The following is a 14,086-nucleotide window of genomic DNA, read 5'->3' on the forward strand; positions in this document are numbered from 1 at the left end:
GATTACGGCCGCAGCAGATCCACCCTCACGTCCGCGGGGAATCCCGTCGTCGGCCCCACCCGGCGCGCGAACTCCGCGACCGCCTCCAGTTGCGGACCGCCGAAGCGGAAGTCGAGGGTCGTGAAGTACCGCTCCAGGATCCGCTCGTCGAACGCCTCCCAGCGGGCCGCCTGCTCGGCGACCTTGCCGACCTCCTCCAGGGAGAGGTTGCGGGAGGCGAGGAAGGCCTCGTGGACCTGGCGGGTGATCACCGGCTCGCGCTCCAGGTAGTCCCGCCGCGCCGCCCAGACCGCGAAGACGAAGGGCAGACCGGTCCACTCCTTCCAGAGCGAGCCCAGGTCGTGCACTTCGAGGCCGTAGCGCGGCCCGTCCAGGAGGTTGGCCCGCAGCGCCGCGTCCCCGATGAGTACGGCGGCCTCCGCCTCCTGCATCATCAGGCTCAGGTCGGGCGGGCAGGTGTAGTAGTCGGGCCGTACGCCGTAGCGCTCGGCCAGCAGCAGTTGTGCCAGGCGGACCGAGGTGCGCGAGGTCGAGCCGAGGGCGACCCGGGCGCCGTCCAGCCGGTCCAGCGGGACCTGCGAGACGATCACGCAGGACATCACGGGACCGTCGCAGCCGACCGCGATGTCGGGGAAGGCGACCAGGTCGTCGGCGTTGCGCAGGAACTCGACGAGGGTGATCGGCCCGATGTCGAGGTCACCCCGCACCAGCTGCTCGCTGAGCTTCTCCGGGGTGTCCTTGGTCAGCTCGAAGTCGAGGAGCGTGCCCGTCCTCGCGAGCCCCCAGTACAGGGGCAGGCAGTTCAGGAACTGGATGTGGCCTACGCGCGGCCGGATGCGAGAATTGTCCACATCGCGAGACTAGACCCCATGAGATAGCGTGCAGCCCTCCGGGTCGTGACACCCTCGTCACATCCATCCCGTAAACCACCCTTAGTCAAGCCGGCACGGGATCTTCAAACGTCCGAGTGACGTGATCTTGACCTCTATTGCTTTCGGCTGCCTCCGTGCTAGGCTCGCCGCAAGTTGCAGTTTGGTTTCCCTTGCAGTACAGAGCCTGCGGAGCATGTGACCGCGGGCTCTCGTCGTTTTCAGACGTATGCAGTTGTGCGGCATCTTGTTTTCACACTTGCAGGGTTCTGGAGCAGGGCAACCCTTTGGGCCCAAGGAGGGCTTATGGCTACCGGAACCGTGAAGTGGTTCAACGCCGAAAAGGGCTTTGGCTTCATCGCCCAGGAAGGCGGCGGCCCCGACGTCTTCGTTCACTACTCCGCGATCAACGCGAGCGGCTTCCGTTCGCTGGAGGAGAACCAGCAGGTCTCCTTCGACGTGACCCAGGGCCCGAAGGGTCCGCAGGCGGAGAACGTCACCCCGGTCTGAGGTCTTCGGTCTCCAAGCCTGGTGCTTTGATCCGGAACAGATAGCAGTACCCAAGGAGCCCCGCGCCGTACGGCAGCGGGGCTCCTGCCTTTTCCCGGAAACAGCTAGATGTGCTGCATGACCAGCACGAAGGTCGTCCCGGGCGCGAGCGCCTCGTACGAGTGCGGCACATCCCCGCGATACGCCATGTAATCGCCGGGACCCAGCTCGACCTCCTCGCCCCGGGGCCCCGCCTTCACCCGCCCGGCGCCGACGATCAGATGCTCCACGGACCCCGGAATATGCGGTTCCGACTCCCGGGCCGCGCCCGGCTCCGCGCGCAGGTGGTAGAGGTCCCGGCGGGCGCCGGGCGGACTGGCGGAGAGCAGGGTGGCCACGTAGTCCGCCCGCTCGGAGGCGACCGTGGGCCCCTCGCCCGCCCGGATCACCTGCACGGCCGACGTCGGCGGCTCCACCAGCGCGCTGAACGGCACGCCGAGCGCGACCCCCAGCGCCCACAGCGTCTCCACGCTCGGATTCCCGCCGCCCGCCTCCAGCTGGGACAGCGTGGACTTCGCGATCCCCGCCCGCTTGGCCAGCTCGGACAGCGACAGCCCGGCCCGGGCACGCTCGCGCCGCAGCGAGGCGGCGATCCACGTGAGGGGCTCGCTCATGCGGTTTCCTCCCTGTCGTTCGCTACACCGGTCCGATCGTTCATCTTGACGAACGACCTGATGACTGTTCATTCTGGAAAACATGCGTTCGCTTCTCCGAACACCCATGATGGCACCCCTGGTGCGCGACAGCGCACTCGTCTGGGTGGCCAGTGGCGTCGTCGGCGTCTCCTTCGGCGCGATCTCCGTGGCGGGCGGCCTGCCGGTCTGGGTGCCGGTGGCGATGTCCCTGGTCGTCTACGCCGGCTCGGCGCAGTTCAGCGCGGTCGGTGTACTGCTGGCCGGGGGCGGGCCGTTCGCCGCGGCGGCCACCGGGTTGCTCCTCAACACGCGCACGGCCGCCTTCAGCCTGGCGGTGGCGGACGTCATCGGCCGGGGCCGTCTCGCCCGCCTCCTCGGCGCCCACCTCGTCACCGACGAGACGGTGGCCTTCGCGCTCGCCCAGCCCGATCCGGCACGGCGGCGGGCGGCCTTCTGGATCTCCGGGCTCGGCCTGTTCGCCGTGTGGAACCTCGGCGTCCTGGCCGGGGCGCTGGCCGGCGGCGCGATGGGCGACACCGGCACCTACGGTCTGGACGCGGCCTTCCCCGCCGTCCTCGTCGCCCTGGTGCTGCCCGCCCTGCGCGAGGATCCCGCCGTACGGCGCTCCGCGCTGCTCGGCGCCGGGCTGGCACTGGCGGTGACACCGGCCGTCCCGGCGGGCGTGCCGGTACTGGTGGCGCTGGTGGGGCTCGCCGTGTACGGACGGGACGGCAAAGGGCGCACAGCATGAGCGCGACGGTGGCCATGATCCTGGCGCTGGCGGTCGGCACGTACGCCTTCCGGCTGGTCGGGCCGGTGCTGCACGGGCGCGTCGAACTGTCTCCACGCGTGCAGGAGTTGCTGTCGGCGGGCGCGATCGTCCTGCTGGTGGCCCTGCTGGCCACGGGTGCGCTGACCGAGGACGGCGGCTTCGCGGGATGGTCGCGGCCGGCCGGGGTGCTGGTCGGTGGCGTGCTGGCGTGGCGGAGGGCGCCGTTCGCGGTGGTGGTGCTGGGGGCGGCGGGGGCCACGGCGGTGCTGCGGGCGGTGGGGGTGGCGTGAGCGGGCGCCATGGGAGAATGACCGGATGACCAACGGTGAAGAGAACAACCACGGGGAAAACGGAGGGACTGCCGCCGCCAACAAACTGGCGATGGGCATATCGGTCGGGCTCGCCTTCGGCGCGGGTATCGGCATCGTGTTCGGGATGTTGATCTTCGACAACCTCGCGGTCGGACTGGCCCTGGGTCTGGGGCTGGGTACCTGTCTCGGCGTCGGGTTCGGCGTCGGCGGGATGCAGACGGGTGAGAAGCAGGACGGAGCCGAGTAGACCTTCGATAGAGTCCCCGGCCATGACCGACTCCGACTTCCTGACCACCACCCGCACCTTCTACGACGCCATCGCCGAGGACTACGCGGCCCTCTTCCGGGACGCCCTCGCGAAGATGCCCCTGGAGCGGGCGATGCTGGGCGTCTTCGCCGAACTCGTCGAGGGCGACGGCCCGGTGGCCGACCTCGGATGTGGTCCCGGCCACGCCACGGCCCACCTCGCCGCACTGGGGCTGCCCGTGTTCGGGGTCGACCTGTCGGAGTCGATGCTCGCGATCGCCCGCCGCGAGAACCCCGGGCTGCGCTTCGAGCAGGGCTCGATGCTGGAGCTGGACCTCCCCGACGGCGCTCTGTCCGGGGCGATGTCCTTCTACTCCTCCATCCACACCCCCGTGGAGCGACTCCCCGCCCTCTTCACGGAGTTCCACCGGGTGCTGGCGCCCGGCGCGCCCCTGCTGGTCGCGTTCCAGGCCGGCGAGGAGCACCGGCACCACGACCGGCCCTTCGGACACCCGGTCTCGCTGACCTTCCAGCGGCGCCGACCGGAGGACATCGCCGACCTGCTGACGGCGGCCGGCTTCGCCCTCGTCTCCCGCACGGTCCGCGAACCGGACCCGGCACTCGACGAGACCTCCCCGCAGGCGTTCCTGTTCGCCCGGAAACCGGCCGGCGGCGAGCCCCGCGAGGAATCCGCTCCCGCTTGAACCACCGTCACCCTGACGATGTGTCAGTTGCGCGCGGGTGACGCGACCGCCCTCCGGAGTCAAGGGTCAGGCAGTCCGCCCAGGCCGACGGGCTCAGCAACGGCCGGAACCGGTGGAACAGGTCGAGCAGGTCGGCGCCGTACCGTACGCGGAACTCGGGATCGTGGTCGGCGAGGTCGAGTTCGTTGGCGGCGGTGACCTCGGCCAGGTCGCGGCGGAGGCCGGGCTCCGGAGTGTGGGAGTGGCCCGTGAAGCGATCACGGAAGCCGGAGCCCCGGTCCGCGAGGGCCGGGTACGTGGCCTCGCGGTCGCAGGCGGCGTAGAAGTACACGATCGACTCCGCCTCCGCCCCGATGGCCTCCGCCACTTCGCCACGGCGGTCGAGGGACAGCAGGGCCGTCGGGAAACCGTCGGTGCCGTACAGCGCATGGCACAGACCGGCGAGTTGGAGAGCCGGACGGGCGCCCCAGCCGGCGAGGCGGGACCGTACGCGGCGCAGATGGGCGAGGAGGGTGCCCCCAGGGTGCGGGAGGGTCCCGGCGCCGAGATCCTCCAGCAGGGACCGCGCCTGAGCCATGGGAGTCGACACGTGCCGTTCCTTTCGGCGTTTGCGGTCGTCTTGGGTCGGCACCCGCTCCTTCCCCCGCACCGGTCCGGACTTCGGCGAGGGTGGGGAGCGGGTTGCCGCCCGGGCCCGTTCAGGATCGTCGTACATCGGGCAAAGTCCAGTCAATCCTTGGGATTTGTCGCGACCTCCAAGTATTGACTTGGGGGTCATGACCCTTGATGACCTGCGTGTGTTCGTGGCCGTGTGCCGGGCCGGGAGTCTGAGTTCGGTGGCCAGGGAGCTGGGGTGCACGCAGTCGGCGGTGAGCCAGCACGTGAAGCGGCTGGAGCGGGAGACCGGGGTCGCGCTGCTGGAGCGGCAGCCCCGGGGAGTCGTGCCGACACAGGCGGGGCGCGTGCTGGAGGCGGCCGCCGCCGAGGGGATCTCGGGGCTGGATCTGGCGATACGGCGGCTGCGGGACCTCGTCGACGGCGAGAGCGGGTTCGTGCGGGTGGCGACGGGGGCGACGACCGTACGGCACTTCATGTCGGAGGCGGTCGTCGCCTACCGGCGGCGGCATCCCCGGGTGAACCTGGAGTTCCGCACGGTGAGTTCCGGCCGGGGCAGCTTCGACGCGCTGGCCGACGGCACGCTCGACCTGGCCTGGATCACCCTCGGCCCACCGGTGCGCGGCATCGAGCAGCGGCCGGTGGTGGAGCTGCCGTGGGTGCTGGCGGTACGGGCCGACGACCCGCTCGCGCGGCGGCCGTACGTCGACGTCGGGGCCGACCTGCGCGACGTACGGCTGATCCGGCTGCCGCCGAACTCCGTCTCCGCCGCCCAACTGGACGCCGCATGCGCGGAGTCGGGCGTCCGCTTGGCGTACGACACGAGTGTCGCCGACTGGGACACCGCGCTGCTGCTGGCCGAGCTGGGAGTCGGACGGGCGGTGGTGCCGGCGCTCCCCGGGCTGCCCGTGCCCGGCGACGGCGACCTGCGGCTGATCCCGTTGCCCGCCCTGCGGCCGCTCCCGGTCGGCTGGGCCGTCCGCCGCTGGGACGCGCTCAGCCCGCCGGCACGGGCGTTCGCGGACCTCGTGGAGGACTACCGCAGGGGTGTGCGGCGCTGACAGGCGGAACAGCCGTACCGGCCGCTTCGGCTATTTCAAGCCGATGGCCGCGCAGTCCGCCCTGTACTCGGCGGTGCAGATCTGCTTGACCGTGTAGACGCCGTCCTTGACCACGGTGTCCTCGATGTTGTCCTTCGTGACCGCGACCACCGACACCAGGTTCGACGGGATGTCCTTCTCGGACGCGCTGTCGACCGAGTCCTGGGTCAGCGCGTCGAACTCGATGTCGCGCCCCTGGACCTTGTACACGGCCATCTTCGCGGCGTTGGTCGCCTCCAGCAGGAAGGGCTTGTACACGGTCATGAACTGTTCGCCCGAGACGATCCGCTGCACCGCGTCCAGGTTCGCGTCCTGCCCGGTCACCGGCGGAATCCGGGTGGCGCCCGCGTCCTTGAGCGCCTCGATGACCGCGCCCGCCATGCCGTCGTTCGCCGAGTAGACGGCGGCGATGTTGTCGAGCCCGACGGAGGCGATCGCCTTCCGCATGTTCGCCTTGGCGACCTCGGGCGACCACTTGTCGGTGTCGTACTGCTTGACGATGTCGACCTCGCCCTCGAGCTCGTCGAGGGCACCCTTCTTGAACCGGGCCGTGTTGGGGTCGGCCGGGTCGCCGTTCATCATGACGACCTTGCTGGACGACCGCCGGGAGCCGAGTTCCTCGACGAGCGAGCGGCCCTGCACCTCGCCGACGAGCTCGTTGTCGTGGGAGACGTACGCGTCGACGGGCCCCTCCGCGAGCCGGTCGTAGGCGATGACCGGGATGCCCGCCTCCTTGGCCTTGCGCACGTCCGACGCGATGCCCTTGGCGTCCAGCGCGTCCACCACGATCACGTCCACCCGGTCGTCGATCATCTGCTGGAACTGCCGGCTCTGCTTGGCCGGGCTGGCCTCGGCGTTGGCGTACACGACCTTGCCCTTGCCGTGGGTGAGGTCCGCGACCTCCTTCTTGATGAGGGGGTGGTCGAACCTCTCGAACCGGGCCGTGTCCTTGTCGGGCAGGAGGAGGCCCACCGTGATGTCGTCGCGCCTCTCCGGCGAGGCGGAGCTGTCGCCGCCCCCGAGGCCGTCGATGACACCGCAGGCGGTGAGAGACAGCGCCGAGGCGGCGGCCACGAGGGCTGTGCCGGCACGGCGTACGGCTGACGTGCGAGGGGTACGAGCGTTCACTACTGGTGCCTTCCGAGCGGACGAGCGGCCTTGCTACCCGGTGGCGGTAGCCAACGCGGCCGCGGCATGTCACGTCAAGCAGTTGTCGTAACGAGACGGCAACCGTTTTCCACGCCGCACAGCGTCGCGCCCTGGAGTACTGCCTCGGCCCACACCGTCCTGTCGGCGTCCGGCTCGGCAACGCCCCAGGTCAGAGCGAGGAGGGACGCGTGCGGGACATTCCGTCTCGGTGGCGGAGGCGACGACCGCCGTCGGCCTTCGCGGTCGGCGGCTCGGTCCGAGCAGGTGGCCCCGGGCTCAGCGGCGTTGTCCGATGCGGTCGACCACCTGGAGGTCCCGCAGGCTCCTGGTCTCGTAGTACCAGCCGGTCTGCTTCCACTCCCCGTTCACCTTCTTGGGAACGCTGCCCTTGACGCGCTGGCCCAAGTAGTCGTACGTCTCGCGGTCGAAGAGGAAGGTGAAGTCCGCCTCGGGGTACGAGACCCCGACGGCCCCGCGGCCGGCGATGTCCACGTCGTCGTGGTTCAGGCGGATCCGGGGAAGCTTCGACAGCGCATCGAGCGCGGCGGCCTGCAGGCCGGGGGGCATCACCCGCGGCCCCTTCAGCAGCATGCACCCCTCGAAGAAGGCCATCCTGTCGCTCTGGGGCGAGCTGCCCTGACCGAGCCTCAGCAGATCCAGGAGCTTGTCCGGGTCCGTCGGCATCTCCTGGAGGGCGGAGTAGGTGGTCGGAGGCCACAGCACCTCGTGCTCGCCGAGCGGCGGATCGTTGTGGACCTTCCCGTACTCCTCACGCCGGGACGGCCTGGAGCCGTCCACCGAGATCCACGCCTCGTTGGTCCACGTCCTGGTCTGCCCGCCCTTCACCGGCGTCCGCGTGATGTGGGTCCTGGTGTAGAAGTACTGGTCGTCGCGCGGCACGGGCAGCTCGCTCCCCACGGAGCGTGACCTGTCGGCGGCCCTGCGCAGCACCTCCATGGCACTGACCGTGCTCAGGCGGGGCGTGTTCTCCTTCTCGTCGTCGTCCGCCATGACGACGGCGGCGCCCACCGCCGCCGCGGTCACGCCGACGAACGCGGTACGGAACACGAGTCGTCGGCTCAGTGTGCCCTCCCGGGACGCGACGCCGCGCGACTCCTCGGCCATGGCGGCCTCCAGGCGGGAGCGGGCGGCGGCGCGGGACCGGCCGGAGGGTCCGCCCTGGTCGGCACCCCATTCACGTACCAGCGTCAGTTCATCCATGATCAGTCCCCCTTCTGAGGCGTGGTCGAGGTCGTGCGGTCCGGTCCGCCCAGTGCCTTGCGCAGCTTGGTGCGGGCTCGGTGCAGACGGGAGCGCACCGTGCCGACGGGCACGCCCAGGGCCCGCGCGGCCTCCGCGTAGTCCAGCTCTCCCCAGGCGACGACCAGCAGCGTGTCCCGGTACCGGGCGGGCAGCGCGGCGAGCGCGCCGGCCAAGGGGACGTCCGTCCCCCTGGCGCCGAGCCTCTCGGTGACCGCGTCCTCGGGGCCGTCGTCCTCCCGGGCCTGGGGCAGGGCGGCCATGCGCGACAGTGCCCGCAGCCGACGGGCCTCCTCCCTGCGGTGACGGCCGATCAGGTTGGTGGCGATGCCGTACAGCCAGGGCCGGGCGTGCGCGTGCGACAGGTCGTAGCGCCGACGCCGCTGGAACGCGATCACGAAGGTCTCCGCCATCAGGTCGTCGGCGGTGTCCGTGCCCAGGCGCCGGGCGATGTAGCGGTGGATGTCGTCGGCGTAGCGGTCGAAGATCACGGCGAACGCGTCGGGCGTCTGCCAGGACCGTTCGATGACCGCGCCGTCCGAGCCGCCGCCGGCGTCCGCCGTCGGGGCGGGGGCGGCACCGGTGTCCGGCAGGAGTGTCACCTCGCACCTCTGTGGTTCATCTGGTCCCTCTCGAGAGCCGTGTCGTGGTCTCCCGCTGTTCGCCGACACGAGCCGTCGAGTTCCGTCCGACCAGGTGACCTGCATCACACAGGGCGGGGCCTACTTCGCGTACAAGCCTTCCACCTCCGCCGCGAAGTGCCGCAGGACCGCCTCTCGCCGCAGCTTCATCGACGGCGTCAGATGCCCGGCCGCCTCCGTGAACTGCGTCGGCAGGATCGCGAAGCGGCGGATGGACTCCGGCCTGGACACCAGCTTGTTCGCCTCGTCCACCGCCCGCTGGAGGACCGCCCTCAACTCGTCGTCGGTGACGAGCAGTTCCGCCGGGACCGGGTGCTTGCCGTTCATCCGGCGCCAGTGGCTGACGCCGTCCATGTCGAGGGTGATCAGGGCGCAGACGTAGGGGCGACGGTCGCCCAGGACGAGGCACTGCGCGATCAGAGGGTGCGAGCGGAGCCAGTTCTCCAGGGGCGCCGGGGCCACGCTCTTGCCGCCCGCCGTGATCAGCATCTCCTTCTTGCGGCCGGTGATCGTGAGGTAGCCCTCGTCGTCGAGCTCGCCGATGTCGCCGGTCGGCAGCCAGCCGTCCGCCGTGGCCGGGACCACGCCGCCCGCCGCGGGGTCCCAGTAGCCGCGCAGCACCTGCTCGCCGCCGACGAGGATCTCGCCGTCCGCGGCGATGCGGACGCGGGTGCCGGGCAGGGGCCAGCCCACCGTGCCCAGGCGGGGTTTGAGGGGCGGTGTGACGGTCGCCGCGCCCGTCGTCTCCGTGAGGCCGTAGCCCTCGTAGATCTCGATGCCCGCACCGGCGTAGAACGCGGCGAGGCGGCGGCCGAGCGGGGAGCCGCCGCAGATCGCGTACTTCACCCTGCCGCCCATCGCGTTGCGGATACGGCGGTAGACGAGCGGGTCGTAGAAGGCGCGGGAGGCCCTCAGGGTCGCGTTCGGGCCGCTTCCGGTACCGGCCTGCCGGGCCTCCAGCGCCTCGCCGTAGCGCTCGGCCACCGACGCCGCACGGTCGAAGGACGACCCGCGGCCGCTCGACTCCGCCTTGGCGCGGGCGGAGTTGAAGACCTTCTCCAGCATGTAGGGGATGGTCAGCAGACAGGTCGGGCGGAAGACCGCCAGATCAGGGAGGAGGTCCTCGGCCTTCAGGCTCGGCGCGTGCCCCAGCCGGACCCGGGCCCGGACGCAGGCCACCGCCACCATGCGGCCGAAGACGTGCGACATGGGGAGGAAAAGCAGCACCGACGCCTCTTCGCTCGTCCGCGACTTGAAGATCGGGTAGAGGAGTTCGATGGCGTTGTCGACCTCGGCGAAGAAGTTGCCGTGCGTCAGCGCGCAGCCCTTGGGGCGGCCTGTCGTGCCCGAGGTGTAGATCAGCGTGGCCAGCGTGTCCGGCGCCAGCATGCCCCGCCGTACGCCCACCTCGCCGTCCGGCTGCTGGTCGCCGAACTCCGCCAGGCGCTCGACGTGGCCCTTCTCCATGACCCACAGGTGGCGCAGGTCGGGCAGCCGGTCCAGCTCGGGGCCGAGGGCGGCGGCCTGGGCGCCGGTCTCCGTGACCAGGGCGACCGCGCCCGAGTCCTGGAGGATCCAGCGGGTCTGGAAGACGGAGGAGGTGGGGTAGACGGGCACCGTCACCAGGCCGGCCGCCCACGCGCCGAAGTCGAGCAGCGTCCACTCGTAGCGCGTACGCGCCATGACGGCGATCCGGTCGCCCGGCATCAGCCCCTCGGCGATCAGCCCCTTCGCCACCGCCTGCACCTGGTCGGCGAACTGCGTCGCCGTCACATCCGTCCACCGCCCGTCCTCGCCCTTGCGGCTGAGGACCACCGTGCCCGGCGCCGCGCTCGCGTTGTCGAAGGGCAGGTCGCCGAGCGACCCGTGGGTCACCGGCGGCGCGAACGGCGGTACGTACGCCTCCCGCACCACCCCGTCCAGCCGCCGCGTCTCGGGCTGCACCAGCGTCGGCCCGGGAGCGTCGTCGAACGCGGCCGAGGGGGCGAAAGAGGGAAGCGGGGTGGACACGGGCGGCTCCTGCGGCGGGCGTGCAGCGACGAAACTGCTTGCTGCATGACGTACGTGCCTCGCGCACCGTGGCGTTCACCTGCGGAGGCATGCGGAAAGGGGTTACCGCTGGTTAAGGAGGCGATCGTACGGTCCTCGCGTGTGGGCGTTGTGCGGGTTCGGCGGTGGTCCGGGGCCGGGTATGTGCAACGTCGGGGGTTATGTGAGGGGTGCTCAGCTTCCCCTCACCTTCCTCTTACCGAGATCAGCCCGCGCCCCGAACCGGCTTTCGCCGCCGGCGACTTGGGCCACCCGTTCCTCACGTCCGTCATGGGCTTACCTCGGGTAACCTTACTCTGGAGTCAGTACTGGAGCGCACTGGGAGCTGTACATGGCCGACCGCTATCTGACCTTCACCGGCACCGCGCCCGGTCGCTTCCTCACCCGCCGCCTCGGGTTGCCGCAGCCCGCGTCACTGAAACGCTGGTCGCCGGGGCGACCGGCCCTGGAGGGCGACCGGCTCCTCCTCACCGCCGGCAAGTCGGACCTCGACCTCGCGGACGCCGTTTCGGGCCTCGGCCTGACGGCCGCCGCACAGAAGCCGGCCGCCGCCGAGAAGCCCGCCGCCGCGCTCCTGGACGCCACGGGGGTCCGGGACGTCGAGACGCTCGCCGAGGTGCACGCCGCCCTCCACCCCGTCGTGCGGTCGGTCACCGAGAGCGGCCGGATCGTCGTCCTCGGCGCGCCCCTCGACGCCGCCGACCACCACCAGGCGGCCGCCCAGCAGGCCCTGGAAGGCTTCACCCGCTCGCTCGGCAAGGAGATCGGGCGGGGCAGGACCGTGAATCTCGTACGGCTGACCGACGCCCGTGCCGCCGAGTCGACCCTGCGTTTCCTCCTCTCCCCCAAGTCGGCCTACGTCAGCGGCCAGGTGATCGAGGTCGGCGCCGCCGGGGAGCTCACGGCACCCGACGACCCGGACCTCCCCCTGGCCGGCCGCACCGCCCTCGTCACCGGCGCCGCGCGCGGCATCGGTGAGGCGGTCGCCGAGACCCTGGCCAGGGACGGCGCCCAGGTCGTCGTGCTCGACGTACCGCAGGCCGAGCAGGACGCCCGGCGCGTCGCGGAACGGCTCGGCGGCACGGTCCTCGCGCTCGACATCACCGCGCCCGACGCGGGCGGGCGCATCGCGGCCGCACTGCCGGGCGGGCTGGACGTCCTGGTCCACAACGCCGGGATCACCCGGGACCGGCGGCTGGTCAACATGCCCGCCGAACGGTGGAGTTCGGTGCTGGAGGTCAACCTGGCGAGCGTGCTGCGCACGACCGACGCGCTGCTGGCGAGCGGGACGCTGCGGCGGGGCGGGCGGATCGTGGCCACCGCGTCGATCGCGGGCATCGCGGGGAACGCCGGGCAGACCAACTACGGCGCGAGCAAGGCGGGCATCGTCGGTCTGGTCCGCTCCCTCGCACCGCGTGCGCTCGCCGAGCACGGGGTCACGGTGAACGCGGTCGCGCCCGGCTTCATCGAGACGAAGATGACCGCCGCGATCCCCCTCCTCATCCGGGAGGCGGGCCGCCGGATGAACTCCCTCGCGCAGGGCGGGCTGCCGGCCGACGTCGCCGAGACGACCGCCTGGCTGGCCGACCCCGGGTCGGGGGCCGTCAACGGCCAGGTCGTACGCGTATGCGGCCAGAGCCTGCTGGGGGCCTGATGTCCCTCGTCCTCACCAGTCCTCCTTCCCTGCCGCCCCTGTTCGCCCGGGGCGCCCTGCTGTCACCCTTCAAACGGCCGAGCCCCGACGCCGGGTTCCCGCGCACCCGGCTCGTCCTGCCCGACCTGCGCGTGGACCTCTCCCGGCTGGCCGCGTACGAGCGGGTGTGCGGTTTCCCCACCGGTGAGGACGCCCTGCCGGTGACGTACCCGCACGTGCTCGGATTTCCGCTGGCGATGCGCCTGATGAGCGGCCGGGACTTCCCGCTGCCGCTGCTCGGCCTCGTCCACACGTCGATCACCGTGACCCGGCACCGGGCCCTCGCGGCCACCGGGGAGTACGAACTCTCCGTGCACATCGACGGCTTGGCACCGCACCGGCGCGGCACGGAGGCCGCCGTGGTCACCGCGATGCGGGCCGGCGAGGAGGTCGTATGGGAGTCACGCAGCACGTATCTGGCCCGGCACCGCACCCGGCGGCAAGCCCTCGAGCCGGCCAAGGAGGAGCGCAAGCCGCTGCCCGAAGTCGCCGAGTGGCGCATCGCCGGGGACGTCGGCCGTCGCTACGGCGCCGCCTCCGGTGACCGCAACCCCATCCACCTCCACCCCTTCACCGCCCGCCTGTTCGGCTTCCCGCGCGCCATCGCGCACGGGATGTGGACGGCGGCCCGCTGCCTCGCCGCGCACGGCACTCCCCAAGCCACCCTCGTGGAAGCCGAGTTCAGGGCGCCGGTGCTGCTGCCGGGGACGGTGACGTACGCGGCGGAGGGCGGGCGGTTCGAGCTGCGGGGCGGGGCGGCGGGGCGCGTGCACGTGGCCGGCCGGGTTCAACCGCTCGGCTGATCAGCTGCCTGCTGACCGGCGGACTCCGGCGGCGACCAGGGGCGGCCTGCCATCAGATTGCCCAGGCCCGACCACGCGAAGTTCATCAAGGTGGCCGCCGCCTCCCGCGCCGTCACGCCCGGCGTGGCGTTGGCCCAGTCGGCGAGCGACTCGGCGGCGCCCACCAGGGCCTCGGCGAGCCCGGCGACCTCACGCTCGGGCAGGTCGGGGTCGCGATGGGCCTCCCGGGCCGCCGCGAGGATCAGCTGGGTCACGAACGCGACGATCTCCGCGCGCATGGCGGCCACCTCGCCGGCGAAGGGCTCGCCGTGGGTGCGGGCCTGCAGATGCAGGACGGACCAGCCGTCCGGGTGCTGCGCGGTGTGTGTGAAGAACGCCTGGAGCCCTTCCCAGAGTTGGCGGTCGGCGGGCACCTCGCGGCGGACGCCCGCGCGGACGGCCTCGGTGAGCGCGGCCGCCTCGCGCCGGATGCAGGCGGTGAAGAGGTCTTCCTTCGAGTTGAGGTACAGGTACACCAACGGCTTGGACACGCCCGCGAGTTCGGCGATCTCGTCCATCGACGCGGCCATGTACCCCCGCTGGCCGAAGGTCCGCACGGCGGCGTCGAGCATCTGCTGCTCACGGACGGCACGCGGCATCCGCTTGGTCTTCACGGCACCCATACCGATCAGCGTACGGGCCGGGAGGGAC

Annotated in this window: 16 protein-coding genes; 8 read left to right on the forward strand and 8 right to left on the reverse strand. The window is 71.6% G+C overall.

The features are described from left to right. Positions 1–2: 2 nt before the first annotated feature. Positions 3–851 (reverse strand): menaquinone biosynthesis protein, encoded by an 849-nt coding sequence (locus tag ABZ078_RS06775; RefSeq protein ID WP_356572305.1) that lies wholly within the window; start codon positions 849–851, stop codon positions 3–5. 324 nt (positions 852–1,175) lie between these two features. On the opposite strand from ABZ078_RS06775, the gene ABZ078_RS06780 reads away from it, so the two are divergent. Next, positions 1,176–1,379, forward strand: a complete 204-nt coding sequence (locus tag ABZ078_RS06780) for a cold-shock protein (protein ID WP_003992177.1) — start codon at positions 1,176–1,178, stop codon at positions 1,377–1,379. Positions 1,380–1,483: 104 nt separating this feature from the next. Here the strand turns inward: ABZ078_RS06780 and ABZ078_RS06785 are convergent, their stop codons facing one another. Next, positions 1,484–2,032, reverse strand: coding sequence for an XRE family transcriptional regulator (locus tag ABZ078_RS06785; protein ID WP_356572307.1), 549 nt, complete (start codon positions 2,030–2,032; stop codon positions 1,484–1,486). An 82-nt stretch (positions 2,033–2,114) separates the two neighbouring features. On the opposite strand from ABZ078_RS06785, the gene ABZ078_RS06790 reads away from it, so the two are divergent. The 4 genes from ABZ078_RS06790 to ABZ078_RS06805 are packed head-to-tail and all read left to right on the forward strand — an operon-like array spanning position 2,115 to position 4,086. Further along, positions 2,115–2,804: an AzlC family ABC transporter permease gene (locus ABZ078_RS06790; protein WP_356572309.1), complete on the forward strand. Its 690-nt coding sequence runs from the start codon at positions 2,115–2,117 to the stop codon at positions 2,802–2,804. Then, entirely contained in the window at positions 2,801–3,115 is a 315-nt protein-coding gene (locus ABZ078_RS06795) for an AzlD domain-containing protein (protein WP_356572311.1), read from the forward strand. The genes ABZ078_RS06790 and ABZ078_RS06795 overlap by 4 nt, the downstream gene beginning before the upstream one ends. Positions 3,116–3,140: 25 nt before the next feature. Next, positions 3,141–3,383 carry a hypothetical protein gene (locus ABZ078_RS06800; RefSeq protein WP_356572313.1) on the forward strand — a complete coding sequence of 81 codons (243 nt, stop codon included), beginning with the start codon at positions 3,141–3,143 and terminating at the stop codon, positions 3,381–3,383. A gap of 22 nt (positions 3,384–3,405) precedes the next feature. Beyond that, positions 3,406–4,086, forward strand: a complete 681-nt coding sequence (locus tag ABZ078_RS06805; RefSeq protein WP_356572315.1) for a class I SAM-dependent methyltransferase — start codon at positions 3,406–3,408, stop codon at positions 4,084–4,086. A 7-nt stretch (positions 4,087–4,093) separates the two neighbouring features. Here the strand turns inward: ABZ078_RS06805 and ABZ078_RS06810 are convergent, their stop codons facing one another. Next, positions 4,094–4,663 carry a DUF6817 domain-containing protein gene (locus ABZ078_RS06810; protein WP_356572477.1) on the reverse strand — a complete coding sequence of 190 codons (570 nt, stop codon included), beginning with the start codon at positions 4,661–4,663 and terminating at the stop codon, positions 4,094–4,096. A 199-nt stretch (positions 4,664–4,862) separates the two neighbouring features. Between ABZ078_RS06810 and ABZ078_RS06815 the strand changes: the two genes are divergently transcribed. After that, a complete protein-coding gene (locus ABZ078_RS06815; protein ID WP_356572317.1) occupies positions 4,863–5,762 on the forward strand; it encodes a LysR family transcriptional regulator in 900 nt (299 codons plus the stop codon). A gap of 30 nt (positions 5,763–5,792) precedes the next feature. On the opposite strand, the gene ABZ078_RS06820 is transcribed toward ABZ078_RS06815, so the two are convergent. The 4 genes from ABZ078_RS06820 to ABZ078_RS06835 form a co-directional block, all read right to left on the reverse strand. Then, a complete protein-coding gene (locus ABZ078_RS06820) occupies positions 5,793–6,929 on the reverse strand; it encodes a substrate-binding domain-containing protein (protein ID WP_356572319.1) in 1,137 nt (378 codons plus the stop codon). A 297-nt stretch (positions 6,930–7,226) separates the two neighbouring features. Then, positions 7,227–8,171, reverse strand: a complete 945-nt coding sequence (locus ABZ078_RS06825) for a CU044_5270 family protein (protein ID WP_356572321.1) — start codon at positions 8,169–8,171, stop codon at positions 7,227–7,229. Between the two features lie 2 nt (positions 8,172–8,173). Next, positions 8,174–8,812, reverse strand: coding sequence for an RNA polymerase sigma factor (locus ABZ078_RS06830; protein WP_356572323.1), 639 nt, complete (start codon positions 8,810–8,812; stop codon positions 8,174–8,176). 120 nt (positions 8,813–8,932) lie between these two features. Next, complete coding sequence (locus ABZ078_RS06835; protein WP_356572325.1) at positions 8,933–10,861, reverse strand: AMP-binding protein; 1,929 nt, start codon at positions 10,859–10,861, stop codon at positions 8,933–8,935. Between the two features lie 370 nt (positions 10,862–11,231). Between ABZ078_RS06835 and ABZ078_RS06840 the strand changes: the two genes are divergently transcribed. Together ABZ078_RS06840 and ABZ078_RS06845 are read left to right on the forward strand one after the other, a co-directional pair. Then, entirely contained in the window at positions 11,232–12,554 is a 1,323-nt protein-coding gene (locus tag ABZ078_RS06840) for a 3-oxoacyl-ACP reductase (RefSeq protein ID WP_356572327.1), read from the forward strand. Further along, entirely contained in the window at positions 12,554–13,396 is an 843-nt protein-coding gene (locus ABZ078_RS06845) for a MaoC/PaaZ C-terminal domain-containing protein (protein ID WP_356572329.1), read from the forward strand. Before ABZ078_RS06840 ends, ABZ078_RS06845 begins: the two co-directional genes overlap by 1 nt. Here ABZ078_RS06845 and ABZ078_RS06850 read toward each other — a convergent pair. Beyond that, entirely contained in the window at positions 13,381–14,058 is a 678-nt protein-coding gene (locus tag ABZ078_RS06850) for a TetR/AcrR family transcriptional regulator (protein ID WP_356572331.1), read from the reverse strand. The two genes, ABZ078_RS06845 and ABZ078_RS06850, sit on opposite strands and share 16 nt — an antisense overlap. Positions 14,059–14,086: the final 28 nt, after the last annotated feature.

It is taken from the genome of Streptomyces sp. NPDC006385, from assembly GCF_040612485.1.
GTDB lineage: Bacteria > Actinomycetota > Actinomycetes > Streptomycetales > Streptomycetaceae > Streptomyces.